The sequence below is a fragment of the Streptomyces sp. NEAU-174 genome (genome assembly GCF_052665095.1).
This window is the reverse complement of sequence record NZ_JBQTCE010000009.1, coordinates 75,028-88,431: the sequence shown is the minus strand read 5'-3', so window position 1 is coordinate 88,431 and position 13,404 is coordinate 75,028. Positions and strand designations below refer to the sequence as shown.

Below are 13,404 nucleotides of genomic sequence, written 5' to 3'. Positions count from 1 at the left end.
AGCCGGAAATACTCGAGGGGCGGGGGGGGGGAACCCACCAACAAACAACCCCCCCCCCCGCGGCCGGTTGCTTTTCGGGGTTTCTCCGTAGACTGACGGGCATGGCATGCCGCATCAGCGAACTGATCCTCGACTGTGCCGACCCCGAACGGCTCGCCGCGTTCTGGAGCGAGGTCCTCGGCTATGTCGAAATCGGCCGGGAGGACGACGGAGGCATCGAGATCGGGCCGCCCGGCGTCGGCTTCGGCGGCTTGCAGCCCACCCTCATCCTCAGCCCCAGCAGCGATCCCCGGCCCGCGAAGCTCCGGCTGCACATCGACGTCAACGCCACCGACCGCGATCAGGACGCCGAGCTGGAGCGGCTGCTCGCGCTGGGCGCCAAGCCCGCCGATGTCGGTCAGACCGGCGCCGAGGACTGGTACGTCCTGGCCGACCCCGAAGGCAACGAGTTCTGCCTCCTGCGCCGTCGGCTCCAGCCCCTCTGACCGGCCCGACCGGCTTCGAAAAAATCAGTGGAGCGGCACCGCTCCGCGTCATTACCGTTCTGCCGACCCAAGTCGTCTAGGCAGGGACGTGCCGTTGTACACCGTGTGAGACCTCCCAAGCGCTGATTTGTCGCGCGTCGCGCATTCCGCGCCGCGCTCCTTTTTGCTGCGGATTTCTCACTGAAACCGGTGTACTTCTGTGCTCTGTAACTGGGTGGTCATGCCCACCTGCCTGCCGCTCGTTCGTCGCCGTTGTCACGCATGCGCGTCCGAACGTTTCCGGGCAAACGGTAAATTCCGCGTCAACGCGAACCACAAGCTCATCGACGCCTGGCTCCTCGTGCTCTGTACCGGGTGCGGGGAAACGGCGAAGCTCACGGTCTTCGAGCGGATGAATGTGCGCTCCGTACGACCTGAGCTGCTCGATCGGCTGCATGACAACGACCTCGGCCTGACAGCCGAGTTGCTCCAGGATCCGGTCGTACGGCGCCGTAATCGCATCGCCCTCGACTGGGACAACGCCTGGCGCCTCGACACCGGCGGATCGGATCACCTGGACCGGGAGGTGGCCGATGTCTCGGTCAGCTTCGCGGCGCGGATCCCCGTCCGGCCGGTGCGGCTGATCGCCGAAGGCTTCGGTCTTTCGCGGGCCGAGGTCGAGAGGCTGATCACGGAGGGGAAGCTCGTTTCGGCGGTCCGGCTGAGTGGCAAGCTCACCGGCGACTTCACCTTCATGCTCAAGCGCTGAGCCCTCCCCTCATCGGGACCAGGGGCCTGTCCGGTACGACCCGCCGGACAGGCCCACGGGCGTCCGCCGCGTGCGTACCGTGAGGTAGGCGTAACCCTCGGCCGAGCCACCGTCCCGAGGGGCGGATGTGATCAGCGTCACCACTCCGGGGTGCCCGTACGCGCCACCCCGCCGTCCCGCGCCGCCAACTCACCCGAAACGCGCCCGGGTCGGCCGCCGGGGCGTAACCCGTCGGCCCTCCGCGCCGCCTCCCGCGCCGCCCGCGTGGGGACCGTCACACGCCGAGGCATCGGCCCACGCGGAGCCGGTATGTAGCGTGCGCCCATGCACGCCACGGATGACTCGACCACCCCGCATGACCACGTCCTCGGCCACCGCGCCGCCGGAGGCTGGATGTTCCTCCTCGAGGCAGCCCGCGACATGCGCACCACCGGGGCCCTGGCCCCCAGCGGCAGGGCGCTGGCCCACGCGCTGACCGAGCCGGTGCGCTCTCAGGCGGGGCGGCCGCTGAGCGTCCTGGAGGCCGGTGCCGGTACCGGGTCGGTCACCCGTTCCCTGCTCCACCAGTTGCCGGCGGGCAGCCGCCTGGACATCGTCGAGGCGAACCCCCGCTTCACCGGTCGGCTGCGCGACCTCGTCCGCACCCACCCGCACCTGGCCGGACGGTCCGGGCGGATACGCGTGCACGAGGCGTACGTCGAGGAACTCGACGTACGCCGCCGTTACGACGCGATCATCTCGGCGCTGCCCTTCGCCAACTTCGATCCCCACCAGATCGAGGCGATCATGGGCCGGTATCTGGAGCTGCTGCGCCCCGGCGGCCTCCTGGCCTACTTCGCCTACCGCGGCACCCGGCAGGCCCGCAACCTGCTGCCCTCCCGGAGCCAGGCGCGGCGGCACCGGGCCGCCGAGGAGGTGCTGGCCGACTACCGCCGCCGCTACGCCACCGGCCGCAGCACGGTCTGGGCCAACCTGCCCCCGGCCGACGTCTGGCACCTGCGCCGTCCCACGGGCAGCCTCCCGGCCGCGGGCCGGACATCCGCCGGAGCCGCGGCCGGCTGGTGACCGTCAGCCATAACCTCTCGGGAGCACGACGGCGGGCGATTTTCTCCGGCCGCATGCGAATTTGTCCGCGTCAGCGGGCCGAACGCCACCCGGGATCCATTCGTCTCGATCAACAAGAGGCCGCACCGTCCGGTGGACGAGCGGCCGAGTGTGTGCGAGTCGAAGGGGATCACATGACACTGTTCGAGCATCCGTTCGTCGCGGCTGGTTCCGCCACTCCGCCCGTGGACGACACAGGACGGATGTTGCAGATGTTCACGGGGTACTGGGTCACTCAGATGGTGCGGACCGCGGCCGAGTTGCGCATCGCCGACCATCTCCACCCGGGCGGGGGCACCGCGGACGAGGTGGCCGAGGCGGAGTCGCTGGACCCCGCCTCGACGTTCCGGTTCCTGCGGGCGTGCGCATCGCTCGGGCTGGCCACGTCGACGGACGGGAAGCGGTTCGAGAGCACGTCCCTGCTCGACACCTTGCGTACCGACAACCCCGACTCGCTGCGTGATCTGGCGCTGTGGGGCGGTGCCGAGTCGCACTGGCTGCCGTGGGGACGGCTCGCCGACGCGATACGCACCGGCACCCCCCAGGCGCAGGCCGCCTTCGGCGCGCCGGTCTTCGACTGGCTCGCCACCCAGCCGCGCGAGGCGGAGATCTTCACCAACGCCATGACCGCCATGACACATAACCTGGCCCACCAACTGGCCGATGTGATCGACATCAAGGACGCCGAGGTCGCCGTGGATGTCGGCGGCGCCGGCGGAAACCTCGTCCAGACCCTCATGCGGCGGCATCCCGGATTGACCGGCAAGGTGCTCGACCTTCCCCACGTGGGCGCCGATGCGGACGCCTCGGCGGAGAAGCTCGGCGTCGCGGACCGGTTCACCTTCGTCGGTGGTGACTTCTTCGACAAGGTGCCGTCCGGCGATCTGCACCTGCTGAAGTTCGTCCTCCACGACTGGGACGACGACTCCTGCGTACGCATCCTGCGCAACTGCCGGGAAGCGCTCGAACCCGGTGGCCGGGTGCTGGTGATGGAACTCCTCGTGGACGAGGTGGGCAAGCCGGGCCTGGAGCCGCTGATGGATCTGAACATGATGGCGCTGTCGACCGGACGGGAGCGCAGCGCCGACGAGTTCGAGGCCGTGTTCAACCGGGCCGGTCTGCGGCTCGTCTCGATGACGCCTTCCGCGTCCCTGCTCTCCGTGCTGGAGGCCGTGCCCGCCTGACGCCCCGTTCGTCGGCACCCCGCACGGCGCGACGCCCGTCACCCACGTTCCGGGACAGCACACCTAAGCGCTCCGCTGGAAGTGCCCTGACCTGTCGTCGATCGTCCGCGGCGCCATCGTGGCTGGTCGCCCACGCGGCGGAGCCGCATATCGACACAGCCGCGGCGGAGCCGCACATCGACACAGCCCCGCGCCCCTTCGGGGCGCACCCGAACCGCACCGGACTTCAATGAGGCGGCTTAGTCCCGGAACGAACCGTCCGCCCTGCGCGCGTGCCGGGACAGCAGGTGCCCGCACTGCGGGCAGTGCCGCCTGAAACCCTTCTTGATCAGAAAGCTGATGCCGATCGTCACCACATGCATCAGCCCCACCGCCGCGTTCTGGAACAGCCGCCCCAGCCACGACCTCGTACACGTCTCACAGTCCCGGCAACCGGCCGCCATGGCGTATCCCCCCAACTCGTCGCTGACCTGCCCCGCATCACCAGTGTGCGCAATGGAGAACGCCGCCGGGCCGCCAACTGCCCGGCCTGTGCCGGGTTGTGACCGGTCCAGATCGGGTCCAGCACACGGCTGTGACATCGCGACGGCGACGTCGTCCCAGGCCATGACCACAGGCCGTGACGTAGATCACCGAGAAAGGGTGACAGGGTGTTGTCGCGGGCGGCTGCGAACGTCGGCGGCATGACGATCACAGATGAGGACTGCCTCGCCGAAACCCTTGCCTTCAACGAGAAGTTCGAAGCCGACGCGGCGAGCCGGCCGGCCCGTGGGCCGGTGCCGAGCGCGGCCACGCTGGCGCTCCTGCGGCGCAATCGGCTCGGTGCCGACACCCCACCGGTGAGACTGGAGCATGGCCGGGACCGCGTCGTCGCGGGCGGGGTGAAGGTGCGGACGTTCGTGCCGGACCGCGTCGACGGCGTGCACCTGCACATCCACGGAGGCAGCTGGGCGTTCGGCTCCGCGGACGGGCAGGACGAGCGGCTCTGGCGGCTTGCCGTGGAGGCCCGGCTGGCGGTGGTGAGCGTGGAGTACCGCCTGGCGCCGGAGCATCCGTTCCCCGCCGGGCCCGACGACTGCGAGGCGGTCGCCCGGTGGCTGGTGGAGCATGCCGCGGCCGAGTTCGGCACCGAGCGGCTGCTGATCGGCGGTGAATCGGCCGGTGCCCACCTCAGCGTCGTGACGCTGCTGCGCCTTCGCGACCGGCACGGCGTCACCGGCGCGTTCCGGGCGGCCCACCTGCTCTTCGGCCCCTACGACCTGTCGATGACACCGAGCCAGCGGCTGTTCGGCCCCCGACCGCGGCTGAGCAACACCGATTCGCTCCGGGGCGCCTATGAGCTGTTCACGCCGGGGATGGGGGCGGAGCGGCGCCGCGACCCCGAGGTCTCCCCGCTCTTCGCGGACCTGGCAGGTCTGCCACCCGCTCGCATCGTCGTCGGCACCGAGGATCCGTTGCTGGACGACTCCCTTTTCCTGGCCCAGCGTTGGCGGTCGGCGGGCGCGCCCGTACGGCTCGACGTCATCGCCGGGGCGATGCACGGATTCACCCTGTTCCCCCTCACCATCACCGAGCGGGAACAGCGGCGCGAGCGGGACTTCCTGGCCACCGCGTGACGGTAGCGCCGAACCGCGTGACGGTAGCGTCCCACCGCGTGACGGTAGCGTCCCACCGCGTGACGGTAGCGTCGGCCCCATGAACCGCACCGCCCGGCTGTACGCGCTGGTGGAGGAGTTGCGCGCGGCCGCGCCGCGGCCACTGACGGTCGCGGCGCTCGCCGCGCGATTCGAGATCAGCACCCGCACGGTGCAGCGTGACCTCCAGGCGTTGATGGAGGCGGGCGTTCCGGTGCGCACCACCCCCGGGCGAGGCGGGGGCTGGTCCATCTCCCCGGAGATGACCCTGCCCCCGATCCACTTCACCGCCGACGAAGCCTCCGCGCTGACCGCCGCGCTCGCCGCTGTCGGCGCCGCCACCCCCTACGCGGGCGCGGCCCGCACCGCGGCCCAGAAGATCGCGGCCTCGATGACCGGCCCCGCCTCGACGGCGGCCCGCGAACTCGCCGCACGGATCGTCACGCGGCCGACCCGGACCGGCTCCGAGATCCGCACCGCCGTGGAACGGGCCCTCACCCACAATGTGGCGCTGCGGCTCTCCTACACCGACGCGGCCGGACGCGAAACCGACCGCGTCGTGGAACCGGCCGGACTGCTCACCGCCGACGGCCGCTGGTACCTCATCGCCTGGTGCCGCACCCGCCGCGCCGGCCGAGGCTTCCGCCTGGACCGCATCACCGCGGCGACCCCCACCGACGAGCGGTCCCAGCCCCACAACCTGCCCGAATTGCTCCTCGGCTCAACCGCCACCGACGCGGTCCGGCCCACCGCACTGGCTTCACTGGCCGCGCAAACCGAACCGGAGCCCCCTTCGCGGAGACTGAATGCGTGATTCCCCGGTTACCTTTGCCTCGATTATGGCGATGGTGGGGGTGTGGTGGGGATGGAACCGGATCCGACGGGGATGCTCGAGCGGCCGGGGAAACGGCCTCGGAAGCTGATCTTCCGGCTGCTGGTCGCCTTGAGTCTGGCTGCCCTCGTCGGGTGGGGCGTGTGGCAGTACCGGGAGGCCGAGCGGTTGGTCACGGGGGATCGGGCCGATGTGCTGGATGTGCGGCGGTGCTCCACCCACAGCTACAAGGGCGCCCCGCAGTACACCTGCCGCGCGACGTGGCGATTCTCCGGCGGGCGTACCGGCGAGGGGGATGTCGACGCGGGCGCCGAGCCGACGAGGAAGGGCTCCACCGTGTTCGCCGGCGACGACTGGGGATACGGCTCGCGAGGCCGACTGCTGGACTCGGTACTACCGAAGGCCGGGGTCTTCCTGCTGATACTTGGCGAACTGACCGTCCTGCTGGTCATCTCCCGGTTCGGGCTCAGACGCGGCTACACGCTGCCGCGGATCCGCTGACACCCCCTGCTGCGCGGCAACTCGGACGCGAGCACGTAGCCGCCCGCGTCCAGCGTCCGGCCGCCGGCCGCTGAGCGCCCTCAAGTGCCGGGTCCGGTGGCGCGCTTGCCACCGGGCCCGGCGCGGCCTCGGCGTTCCGCCGCCGGAGCGGGAAGGGCCCGCAGGCGTTCGGTGTGTCGGCTCTGGAGCGCGGTGGTGGACCGCAGGAAGTCCATGACCAGTTCCAACTGCTCCGCGCTGTACTTCGCGCCGAGTTCCCGCGCCCCGTCCTCGATGAGCGGGGCGATGAGCTCGTAGCAGCGTCGGCTCCCCTCCGAGGTCACCTTGACCACGCTCTTGCGGCGATCGACGGGGTGGGGGGCGCGGGTGAGCAGGCCGAGCCTCTCCAGCCGGTCGAGCATGGCGGTCACGCTGCCGGTGGTCAGCCCGAGCTGTCTGCTGAGCTCACGCGGAGAGAGCTCCTCGGCGTCGATCAGCAGCTCCAGACACCGCAGATCGGTTTCGTTCACGCCGAGGAGCCGGGCGGTCTCGCGATCGGAGTCATCGACCGCGGCCTGGTAGCCCTGAATGACTTTGCCCAGCTCAGCGAGGACCTGTTCCTTCTCGTTCGCCAATCGGGACACCTCCTTGCCGACCAGATTGCTTGACAGTCGAGTCTCTTGATGCTCAAGCTACATATGTCTTGGCATTCAAGATACCTGACTCTCAAGGGAAGCGATCCTCATGCATGTCTTGATCATCGGCGGCGGCACCGGCGGGATGTGCCTGGCCCACGGCCTGAAGAAGGCCGGTGTCTCGGTGGCCGTGTACGAGCGCTACGGCTCCCGTCGCGACGGTCTCTACGGCTACCGGGTCGGCATCGACCCCACCGGCAGCCGCGCGTTGCACGAGTGTCTGCGGCCCGAGCTCTTCGACACCTTCGTCGCCACCGCTGCCCGGGAGCCGCGCCACTTCAACGTGTTCACCCAGTCCCTGCGCACCACCGCCACGTTCCAACTGCCCCCGGCGCGCGACGCGGTCAACAGCGAGCGCTCGGTGTCCCGCGCCACTCTGCGTCAGGTGCTCTTCACCGGCATGGACGACGTCGTGCACTACGGCAAGGAGTTCACCCGCTACGAGCGGCACCCCGACGGCACGATCTCCGCCCACTTCGGCGACGGCACCACCGCGACCGGCGACCTCCTGATCGCCGCCGACGGCACCCGCTCCGCCGTGCGCCGGCAGTTCCTGCCCCATGCCGAGATCAAGGACGCCGGTGTCACCGCCATCGCCACCAAGACCGCGCTCACGCCCGAGACCCGCGCGCTGCTGCCGGACGAGGCGCTCAACGGCCTCTCCTTGATCTTCGGTACGAAGGGCATGATCGGCATGTTGCACGTCATGACGTTCAAGCGGGACGCCCAGGGCGGTTCGCCGGGGCTGGAGTTCGACACCGACCGCGACTACATCAACCTGTCCATCTGGAGCTCGCACGCTCACTTCCCCGAGGACACGACCCGGCGGCGCGGGCGGCGGCTCATCGCGACCGCCCTGGAAGCGGCCGCCAACTGGCACCCCAATCTGCGCCGGATCTTCGAGCTGTCGGATCCGGAGGCCGCGTTCCCGCTGAAGATAGCGACCTCGGTTCCCGTCGACCCGTGGCCGACGACCAACATCACCCTGCTCGGCGACGCCATCCACACCATGACCCCCGGCCAGGGCGTCGGCGCCAACACCGCACTGCGCGACGCCAGACTGCTGTGCCGCGAGCTGACCGCCGTCGCGGGCGGGCGCAAGCGGCTGCCGGCCGCGATCGGCGACTACGAGGCCGAGATGATCCCCTACGGCTTCGCGCGCGTCGCCGAATCCCTCACCAGCAATGGCACCAGCGGCGACGACCCGCTCTTCCGGCCCGTCACGGGTCGCCTCGCGCTCTTCGCCGCCCGCAGCTACTTCGCCGCGACCAGCAGGGTCCCCGTCCTCCGCCGTAAGTTCCTGGCCGACCTCTCCACCTACCGTGGCGAGGACTTGGCCAGATCGTGAGGCCCACCCTTCACTTCGGAGCGCTCGCGCGCACCATGAGGGTGCCGACGTCCGTCGGCCTGGGCGCGGGGAGCACACGGGCGTCGATGTCGACGAACCCGGTCCGCTTGAGCAGATCGGCCCACCACTGTGGCGGGTACGACCAGCGCAGGAGAGTGAGCTTGCGGCCCGCGAGGCCGTTCCCGTACATCGGCTGCGGGCCGTAGTAGCCCTCGAGCGGCTCGGCCTGCGAGAAGGCAAGGGTGCCGCCTGGGCTGAGGCGCCCAGCTCCAGCCCGGTACGCGGGCTGCCCAGGAACTCCTCGCCGGGGCCGGGCCCGTCGTACTGGGTCCACGCGAAGGTCTTTGATCACTCGGTGATGGCTTCGCGGAGCTCGAACCAGATGTGCTTGCCGGTGGGGCGCAGGCCGTTCTCCCAGGTGACGCCCCACGCGTAGGCCAGCTCCTGCATCAGGAACAACCCGCGTCCACCCTCCTCGTCGGGTTTGGCGTCGCGGGGGTACGGGTGGCGGTCCGGGGAGCCGTCGCGTACGGCGATCGTCGCGATGCGGTCGCGGACGAGGGTGTCGATGTGGATCAGCTGGGTGTTGGTGTGCTGATTGACGTTCGTCACGGCCTCGGAGACCAGGAGTTTCGCCGTGTCCGCGAGGTCGTGCAGGTCGTTGGCCTGGAGGAGGGCGGCGATCGCGTCCCGGCAGACCCTGGGGCTCTTGGGGGAGTTGGGGGCGCTGAGGCGGTAGGCGTATGGGGGTTCGGCGGCTTTGGCGACTTCGGGCATGGCGGTGCTCCCAACGCGGTGCGTGATTGGTTCGATGCGCTGCGCTACCAGGACCATAGAGCATCTGAGTGCACGCGTGCACTATGCTTCCGGTAACCGTTAACTGAAGGGGAGCGCGCTGGTGTCACCCAGGTCAGGCCCGACCGCGAGGCAGCGGCGCCTCGGTACGGAACTGCGCAAGATGCGCGAGCACGCCGGAATGACCGTGGCCCGCGCCGGCGAGGAACTGGGCGCGGATCGCACGCGGATCAGCAACATGGAGGCGGGCCGCCTCGGCATGAGCGAGGAGCGCGTCAGAACGCTCGCGGCGATCTACTCGTGCGCGGACCAGGCGTACGTTGACGCGCTGGCGGCCATGGCCGTGGAACGGGTGCACGGCTGGTGGGAGGAGTACCGGGGGAAGCTGCCCGCAGGCGCGCTCGATCTGGCCGAACTGGAACACCACGCGGCGAGCCTGAGGAACATGCAGCCGATGCATATCCCGGGGCTGTTGCAGACGGAGGACTATGCCAGAGCCGTGTTCGCCACAGCGGTACCCGATCTCACGGCGGTCGAGCACCGGCGCAGGCTGTCCCACCGGCTGAAGCGTCGGGACGTACTGGACAGGGACAATCCGCCGCAGTGCACCTTCCTCGTCCATGAGGCCGCGTTGCGGATGCGGTTCGGTGGCGCCAAGGTGGCCCGTGGCCAGTTGGAGTACCTGCTGGAGGCGTCCGAGCGCGACAACGTGACCCTGCGCGTGATTCCATTCGCGGCCGGAGGTTTTCCTGGCGCGGGGGCTTCCGTACTCTATGCGGCCGGACCGGTGCCGCAGCTGGACACCGTTCAGCTCGACGTGGCGACCGGAGTCGCCTTGGTGGACGCGGAAACTCTCGTTGCCAACTACCGGGAAGTCCTGGACCGGACGCAGGGGCTGTCACTCAGCCCTGAGGACACGCGCGACTTCGTTCGCGACATCGCGCAACAGCTCTGAAGGCATGGAGATGTCGGACATACAACCCTGGCGGAAGTCCTCGTACTCAGGTGACGCGGCCAACAACTGCGTCGAGCTGGCCCGAACACCGGACACCGTCCTCCTGCGCGAGAGCGACGAACCGCACACCGTGATCGCCACCACCCCCGCCGCCCTCCGGGCGCTCACGCGGGCCGCCCGGGCCGGGCGGTTCGATCAGCTGTCCCGCTAGGGGACAATGGGCGCCATGAGTCTGTTCCGCGACGACGGCATCGTGCTGCGCACCCAGAAGCTGGGGGAGGCGGACCGGATCATCACCCTGCTCACCCGCAACAACGGCCGGGTCCGCGCCGTCGCGCGGGGCGTGCGGCGGACGAAGTCGAAGTTCGGCGCGCGGCTCGAACCGTTCAGCCACGTCGACGTGCAGTTCTTCTCACGCGGGGGCGGCGAGCTGATCGGGCGCGGGCTGCCGCTCTGCACGCAGAGCGAGACCATCGCTCCGTACGGTGGCTCGATCGTCACCGACTACGCCCGCTACACCGCCGGTACGGCCATGCTGGAGACGGCCGAGCGGTTCACCGACCACGAGGGCGAGCCCGCCGTACAGCAGTATCTGCTGCTCGTCGGCGCGCTGCGCACCCTCGCCGCCGGGGATCATGAGCCGCATCTCGTCCTGGACGCGTTTCTGCTCCGTTCCCTCGCCGTGAACGGCTACGCACCGAGTTTCGACGACTGCGCCAAGTGCGGGATGCCCGGTCCGAACCGGTTCTTCTCGGTCGGCGCGGGCGGGGTCATCTGCGGAGAGTGCCGGGTGCCCGGAAGCGTCGTACCCTCGGCGGAGTCGCTGACGCTGCTGGGCGCGCTGCTGACGGGCGACTGGGAGACGGCGGACGCGTGTGAGCTGCGACACGCCCGGGAGGGCAGTGGGCTCGTGGCGGCGTATTTGCACTGGCACCTGGAGCGGGGACTTCGGTCGCTGCGGTACGTAGAGAAGTAGCAGCAGAAGCAGTAGCACGAGAGCAAGGGCTGAGGGAGACATGGCAGGCATCGCAGGACGCGGGTTTCTGGGCCGACAGCGGCGCGAGTACCGGACCCCGGAACCGCACCCGTCCGGGGCCAGGCCGCCGAAGATCCCCGGCGAGCTGGTGCCGCAGCACGTGGCCTGCGTGATGGACGGCAACGGCCGCTGGGCCAAGGAGCGCGGGCTGCCGCGCACCGAGGGGCACAAGGTCGGCGAGGGCGTCGTGATGGACGTGCTCAAGGGCTGCCTCGAGATGGGGGTCAAGAACCTCTCCCTCTACGCCTTCTCGACCGAGAACTGGAAGCGCTCGCCCGACGAGGTGCGCTTCCTGATGAACTTCAACCGCGATGTCATCCGCCGCCGCCGCGACGAGATGGACGCGATGGGCGTCCGGATCCGCTGGGCGGGCCGGATGCCGAAGCTGTGGAAGTCGGTGGCGCAGGAGCTCCAGGTCGCCCAGGAGCAGACCAAGGACAACGACGCCATGACGATGTACTTCTGCATGAACTACGGCGGCCGCGCGGAGATCGCGGACGCTGCGAAGGCGCTGGCGGAGGACGTCCGGGCGGGTCGGCTCGATCCGTCGAAGGTGAACGAGAAGACGTTCGCGAAGTACCTCTACTACCCGGACATGCCGGATGTGGATCTCTTCCTGCGCCCGTCCGGTGAGCAGCGCACGTCCAACTACCTGATCTGGCAGAGCGCGTACGCCGAGATGGTCTACCAGGACGTGCTGTGGCCGGACTTCGACCGCCGCGACCTGTGGCGGGCGTGCCTGGAGTACGCCTCGCGGGACCGCCGCTTCGGCGGGGCGATCCCCAACGAGGAGCAGCCGGACAACGGCTCCCGGCCCGCGTAGACGGCAGGGGTCGCGGCTCGGGCCGACCCCTTACTCCGCCGCCACGATGCGCTCCACCGCCGCCGCCACCAGCTGATCCCGCTCCGCCTCCGTGAACACGTCCGGCAGGGTGAGCTGCTCGACGATCAGCCAGTTCAGCGCCAGCATGAGCAGCTTGACGGCCATGGCATCGCCGGGAAGGCCCGACTCCTCGTGGTACGCGACGTTCGCGTCGAGGTCGGCCCGGACCCGCTCGGTGAGGACCTTGCGCAGTTCGGGCCGGCGGGTGGCCTCGAGGCGGAGTTCCAGCAGCGCGAGATAGCCGGTGCGGAAGGCGGCGACGCGGCTGACGAGCTCACGCATCAGCTCCGCGTAGGTCTCCCGGTCGCGGCCCGCCGCCCGCTGGCGGGCGATCGTGGCCTCGTCGGGCTGGAGCCGCTCATAGACCCGGGCGCCGGCCTGGGTGAGCAGATCGTCGCGGCTGCCGAAGTAGTTGGACGCGGTCCCGGCGGGCACGGCGGCCTCGGCGTCCACCGCGCGGAAGGTCAGGCCGCGTGCGCCCTCCCTGGCCAGCACCTCGATCGCGGCGTCCACGAGGGCGGCGCGCCGCTGGTCGTTCCGTCTCACCATTGACACCACTCCAGCTGTAGTACTACGTTCCAACCACTACAAGTAGAGTACTACGTCTGGAGCGGCTAGAGATGCGAAAGCTCGTGTACTACGTCGGCGTCACGCTCGATGGCCGCATCGCGGGCCCCGGCGGCGAGTACGACTTCTTCCCCAGCGGCGACGAACGGCAGTCCGCCGCCTACTCGGCCTGGACCCACGCGCTGTTCCCCGAGACGGTCCCGACCGCCTACCGCGCGGCGATCGGCCTGGCCGACGCGCCGAACCGCCACTTCGACACCGTCGTCATGGGTCTCGGCACCTACCGCCCCGCCCTCGACGCGGGGATCACCAGCCCGTACGCCCATCTGCGCCAGTACGTGGTGTCCAGCACCCTCGAGCCGGACACCGACCCGGCCGTCACCGTCGTCCCGGGCGACCCGCTCGCCCTCGTACGCGAGCTCAAGCGGGAGGACGGCGCGGGGCTGGACGTATGGCTGTGTGGCGGTGGCAAGCTCGCGGGTGCCCTGCTGCCGGAGATCGACGAACTGGTGATCAAGAACTACCCGGTGGTCGCGGGTGCCGGGGTCCCGGCCTTCGACGGTGCCTTCGACCCCACCGTCTTCGACGTCGCCGAGCGCACGGCCTTCCCCAGTGGCGTCACCCTCACCCACCTCACCCGTCGCTGACTCGGGGCTGC

At 69.9% G+C, this 13,404-nt stretch carries 18 protein-coding genes; 13 read left to right on the top strand and 5 right to left on the bottom strand.

Translation table 11 applies throughout. The features are described 5' to 3' along the window. Positions 1-101: 101 nt before the first annotated feature. The 4 genes from ACT2CW_RS26245 to ACT2CW_RS26230 all read left to right on the top strand — a co-directional run bounded on the left by ACT2CW_RS26245 (position 102) and on the right by ACT2CW_RS26230 (position 3,521). Positions 102-485, top strand: coding sequence for a VOC family protein (locus ACT2CW_RS26245; RefSeq protein ID WP_445518479.1), 384 nt, complete (start codon positions 102-104; stop codon positions 483-485). Positions 486-684: 199 nt separating this feature from the next. Next, entirely contained in the window at positions 685-1,233 is a 549-nt protein-coding gene (locus ACT2CW_RS26240) for a DUF1062 domain-containing protein (protein WP_445518478.1), read from the top strand. A 324-nt stretch (positions 1,234-1,557) separates the two neighbouring features. Continuing rightward, positions 1,558-2,298, top strand: coding sequence for a class I SAM-dependent methyltransferase (locus ACT2CW_RS26235; protein WP_445518477.1), 741 nt, complete (start codon positions 1,558-1,560; stop codon positions 2,296-2,298). 173 nt (positions 2,299-2,471) lie between these two features. Further along, positions 2,472-3,521 (top strand): methyltransferase, encoded by a 1,050-nt coding sequence (locus ACT2CW_RS26230; protein WP_445518476.1) that lies wholly within the window; start codon positions 2,472-2,474, stop codon positions 3,519-3,521. 239 nt (positions 3,522-3,760) lie between these two features. On the opposite strand, the gene ACT2CW_RS26225 is transcribed toward ACT2CW_RS26230, so the two are convergent. Further along, the gene (locus tag ACT2CW_RS26225; RefSeq protein ID WP_445518475.1) at positions 3,761-3,964 is read right to left on the bottom strand and encodes a hypothetical protein; all 204 of its coding nucleotides are present in this window, start codon (positions 3,962-3,964) and stop codon (positions 3,761-3,763) included. A 240-nt stretch (positions 3,965-4,204) separates the two neighbouring features. Here ACT2CW_RS26225 and ACT2CW_RS26220 point away from each other — a divergent pair, with 240 nt between their 5' ends. The 3 genes from ACT2CW_RS26220 to ACT2CW_RS26210 all read left to right on the top strand — a co-directional run bounded on the left by ACT2CW_RS26220 (position 4,205) and on the right by ACT2CW_RS26210 (position 6,488). After that, positions 4,205-5,137, top strand: coding sequence for an alpha/beta hydrolase (locus ACT2CW_RS26220; protein ID WP_445518474.1), 933 nt, complete (start codon positions 4,205-4,207; stop codon positions 5,135-5,137). 79 nt (positions 5,138-5,216) lie between these two features. Further along, the gene (locus ACT2CW_RS26215) at positions 5,217-5,969 is read left to right on the top strand and encodes a helix-turn-helix transcriptional regulator (protein WP_445518473.1); all 753 of its coding nucleotides are present in this window, start codon (positions 5,217-5,219) and stop codon (positions 5,967-5,969) included. 51 nt (positions 5,970-6,020) lie between these two features. Beyond that, positions 6,021-6,488: a hypothetical protein gene (locus ACT2CW_RS26210; protein ID WP_445518472.1), complete on the top strand. Its 468-nt coding sequence runs from the start codon at positions 6,021-6,023 to the stop codon at positions 6,486-6,488. An 80-nt stretch (positions 6,489-6,568) separates the two neighbouring features. Here ACT2CW_RS26210 and ACT2CW_RS26205 read toward each other — a convergent pair whose 3' ends face one another. Then, complete coding sequence (locus ACT2CW_RS26205; RefSeq protein WP_445518471.1) at positions 6,569-7,102, bottom strand: MarR family winged helix-turn-helix transcriptional regulator; 534 nt, start codon at positions 7,100-7,102, stop codon at positions 6,569-6,571. A gap of 109 nt (positions 7,103-7,211) precedes the next feature. On the opposite strand from ACT2CW_RS26205, the gene ACT2CW_RS26200 reads away from it, so the two are divergent. Continuing rightward, on the top strand, positions 7,212-8,510 hold the full coding sequence (locus tag ACT2CW_RS26200; RefSeq protein WP_445518470.1) for an FAD-dependent oxidoreductase: 1,299 nt from the start codon (positions 7,212-7,214) through the stop codon (positions 8,508-8,510). Between the two features lie 10 nt (positions 8,511-8,520). Here the strand turns inward: ACT2CW_RS26200 and ACT2CW_RS26195 are convergent, their stop codons facing one another. Further along, a complete protein-coding gene (locus tag ACT2CW_RS26195) occupies positions 8,521-8,844 on the bottom strand; it encodes a hypothetical protein (RefSeq protein WP_445518469.1) in 324 nt (107 codons plus the stop codon). Between the two features lie 14 nt (positions 8,845-8,858). After that, positions 8,859-9,287 (bottom strand): ATP-binding protein, encoded by a 429-nt coding sequence (locus tag ACT2CW_RS26190; RefSeq protein WP_445518468.1) that lies wholly within the window; start codon positions 9,285-9,287, stop codon positions 8,859-8,861. A gap of 121 nt (positions 9,288-9,408) precedes the next feature. Between ACT2CW_RS26190 and ACT2CW_RS26185 the strand changes: the two genes are divergently transcribed. Genes ACT2CW_RS26185 through ACT2CW_RS26170 form a run of 4 tightly spaced genes read left to right on the top strand, consistent with a single transcriptional unit; the run spans position 9,409 to position 12,119 of the window. Further along, entirely contained in the window at positions 9,409-10,260 is an 852-nt protein-coding gene (locus ACT2CW_RS26185; RefSeq protein ID WP_445518467.1) for a helix-turn-helix domain-containing protein, read from the top strand. A gap of 10 nt (positions 10,261-10,270) precedes the next feature. Beyond that, positions 10,271-10,471, top strand: a complete 201-nt coding sequence (locus ACT2CW_RS26180; RefSeq protein WP_445518466.1) for a DUF397 domain-containing protein — start codon at positions 10,271-10,273, stop codon at positions 10,469-10,471. A 15-nt stretch (positions 10,472-10,486) separates the two neighbouring features. After that, entirely contained in the window at positions 10,487-11,236 is a 750-nt protein-coding gene (gene recO / locus ACT2CW_RS26175) for a DNA repair protein RecO (protein ID WP_044575559.1), read from the top strand. Positions 11,237-11,285: 49 nt separating this feature from the next. Further along, entirely contained in the window at positions 11,286-12,119 is an 834-nt protein-coding gene (locus tag ACT2CW_RS26170) for an isoprenyl transferase (protein ID WP_138916145.1), read from the top strand. A gap of 30 nt (positions 12,120-12,149) precedes the next feature. Here ACT2CW_RS26170 and ACT2CW_RS26165 read toward each other — a convergent pair whose 3' ends face one another. After that, positions 12,150-12,728, bottom strand: a complete 579-nt coding sequence (locus ACT2CW_RS26165) for a TetR/AcrR family transcriptional regulator (RefSeq protein ID WP_164429456.1) — start codon at positions 12,726-12,728, stop codon at positions 12,150-12,152. A 71-nt stretch (positions 12,729-12,799) separates the two neighbouring features. Between ACT2CW_RS26165 and ACT2CW_RS26160 the strand changes: the two genes are divergently transcribed. Next, a complete protein-coding gene (locus tag ACT2CW_RS26160) occupies positions 12,800-13,393 on the top strand; it encodes a dihydrofolate reductase family protein (protein ID WP_445518465.1) in 594 nt (197 codons plus the stop codon). Positions 13,394-13,404 lie beyond the last annotated feature (11 nt).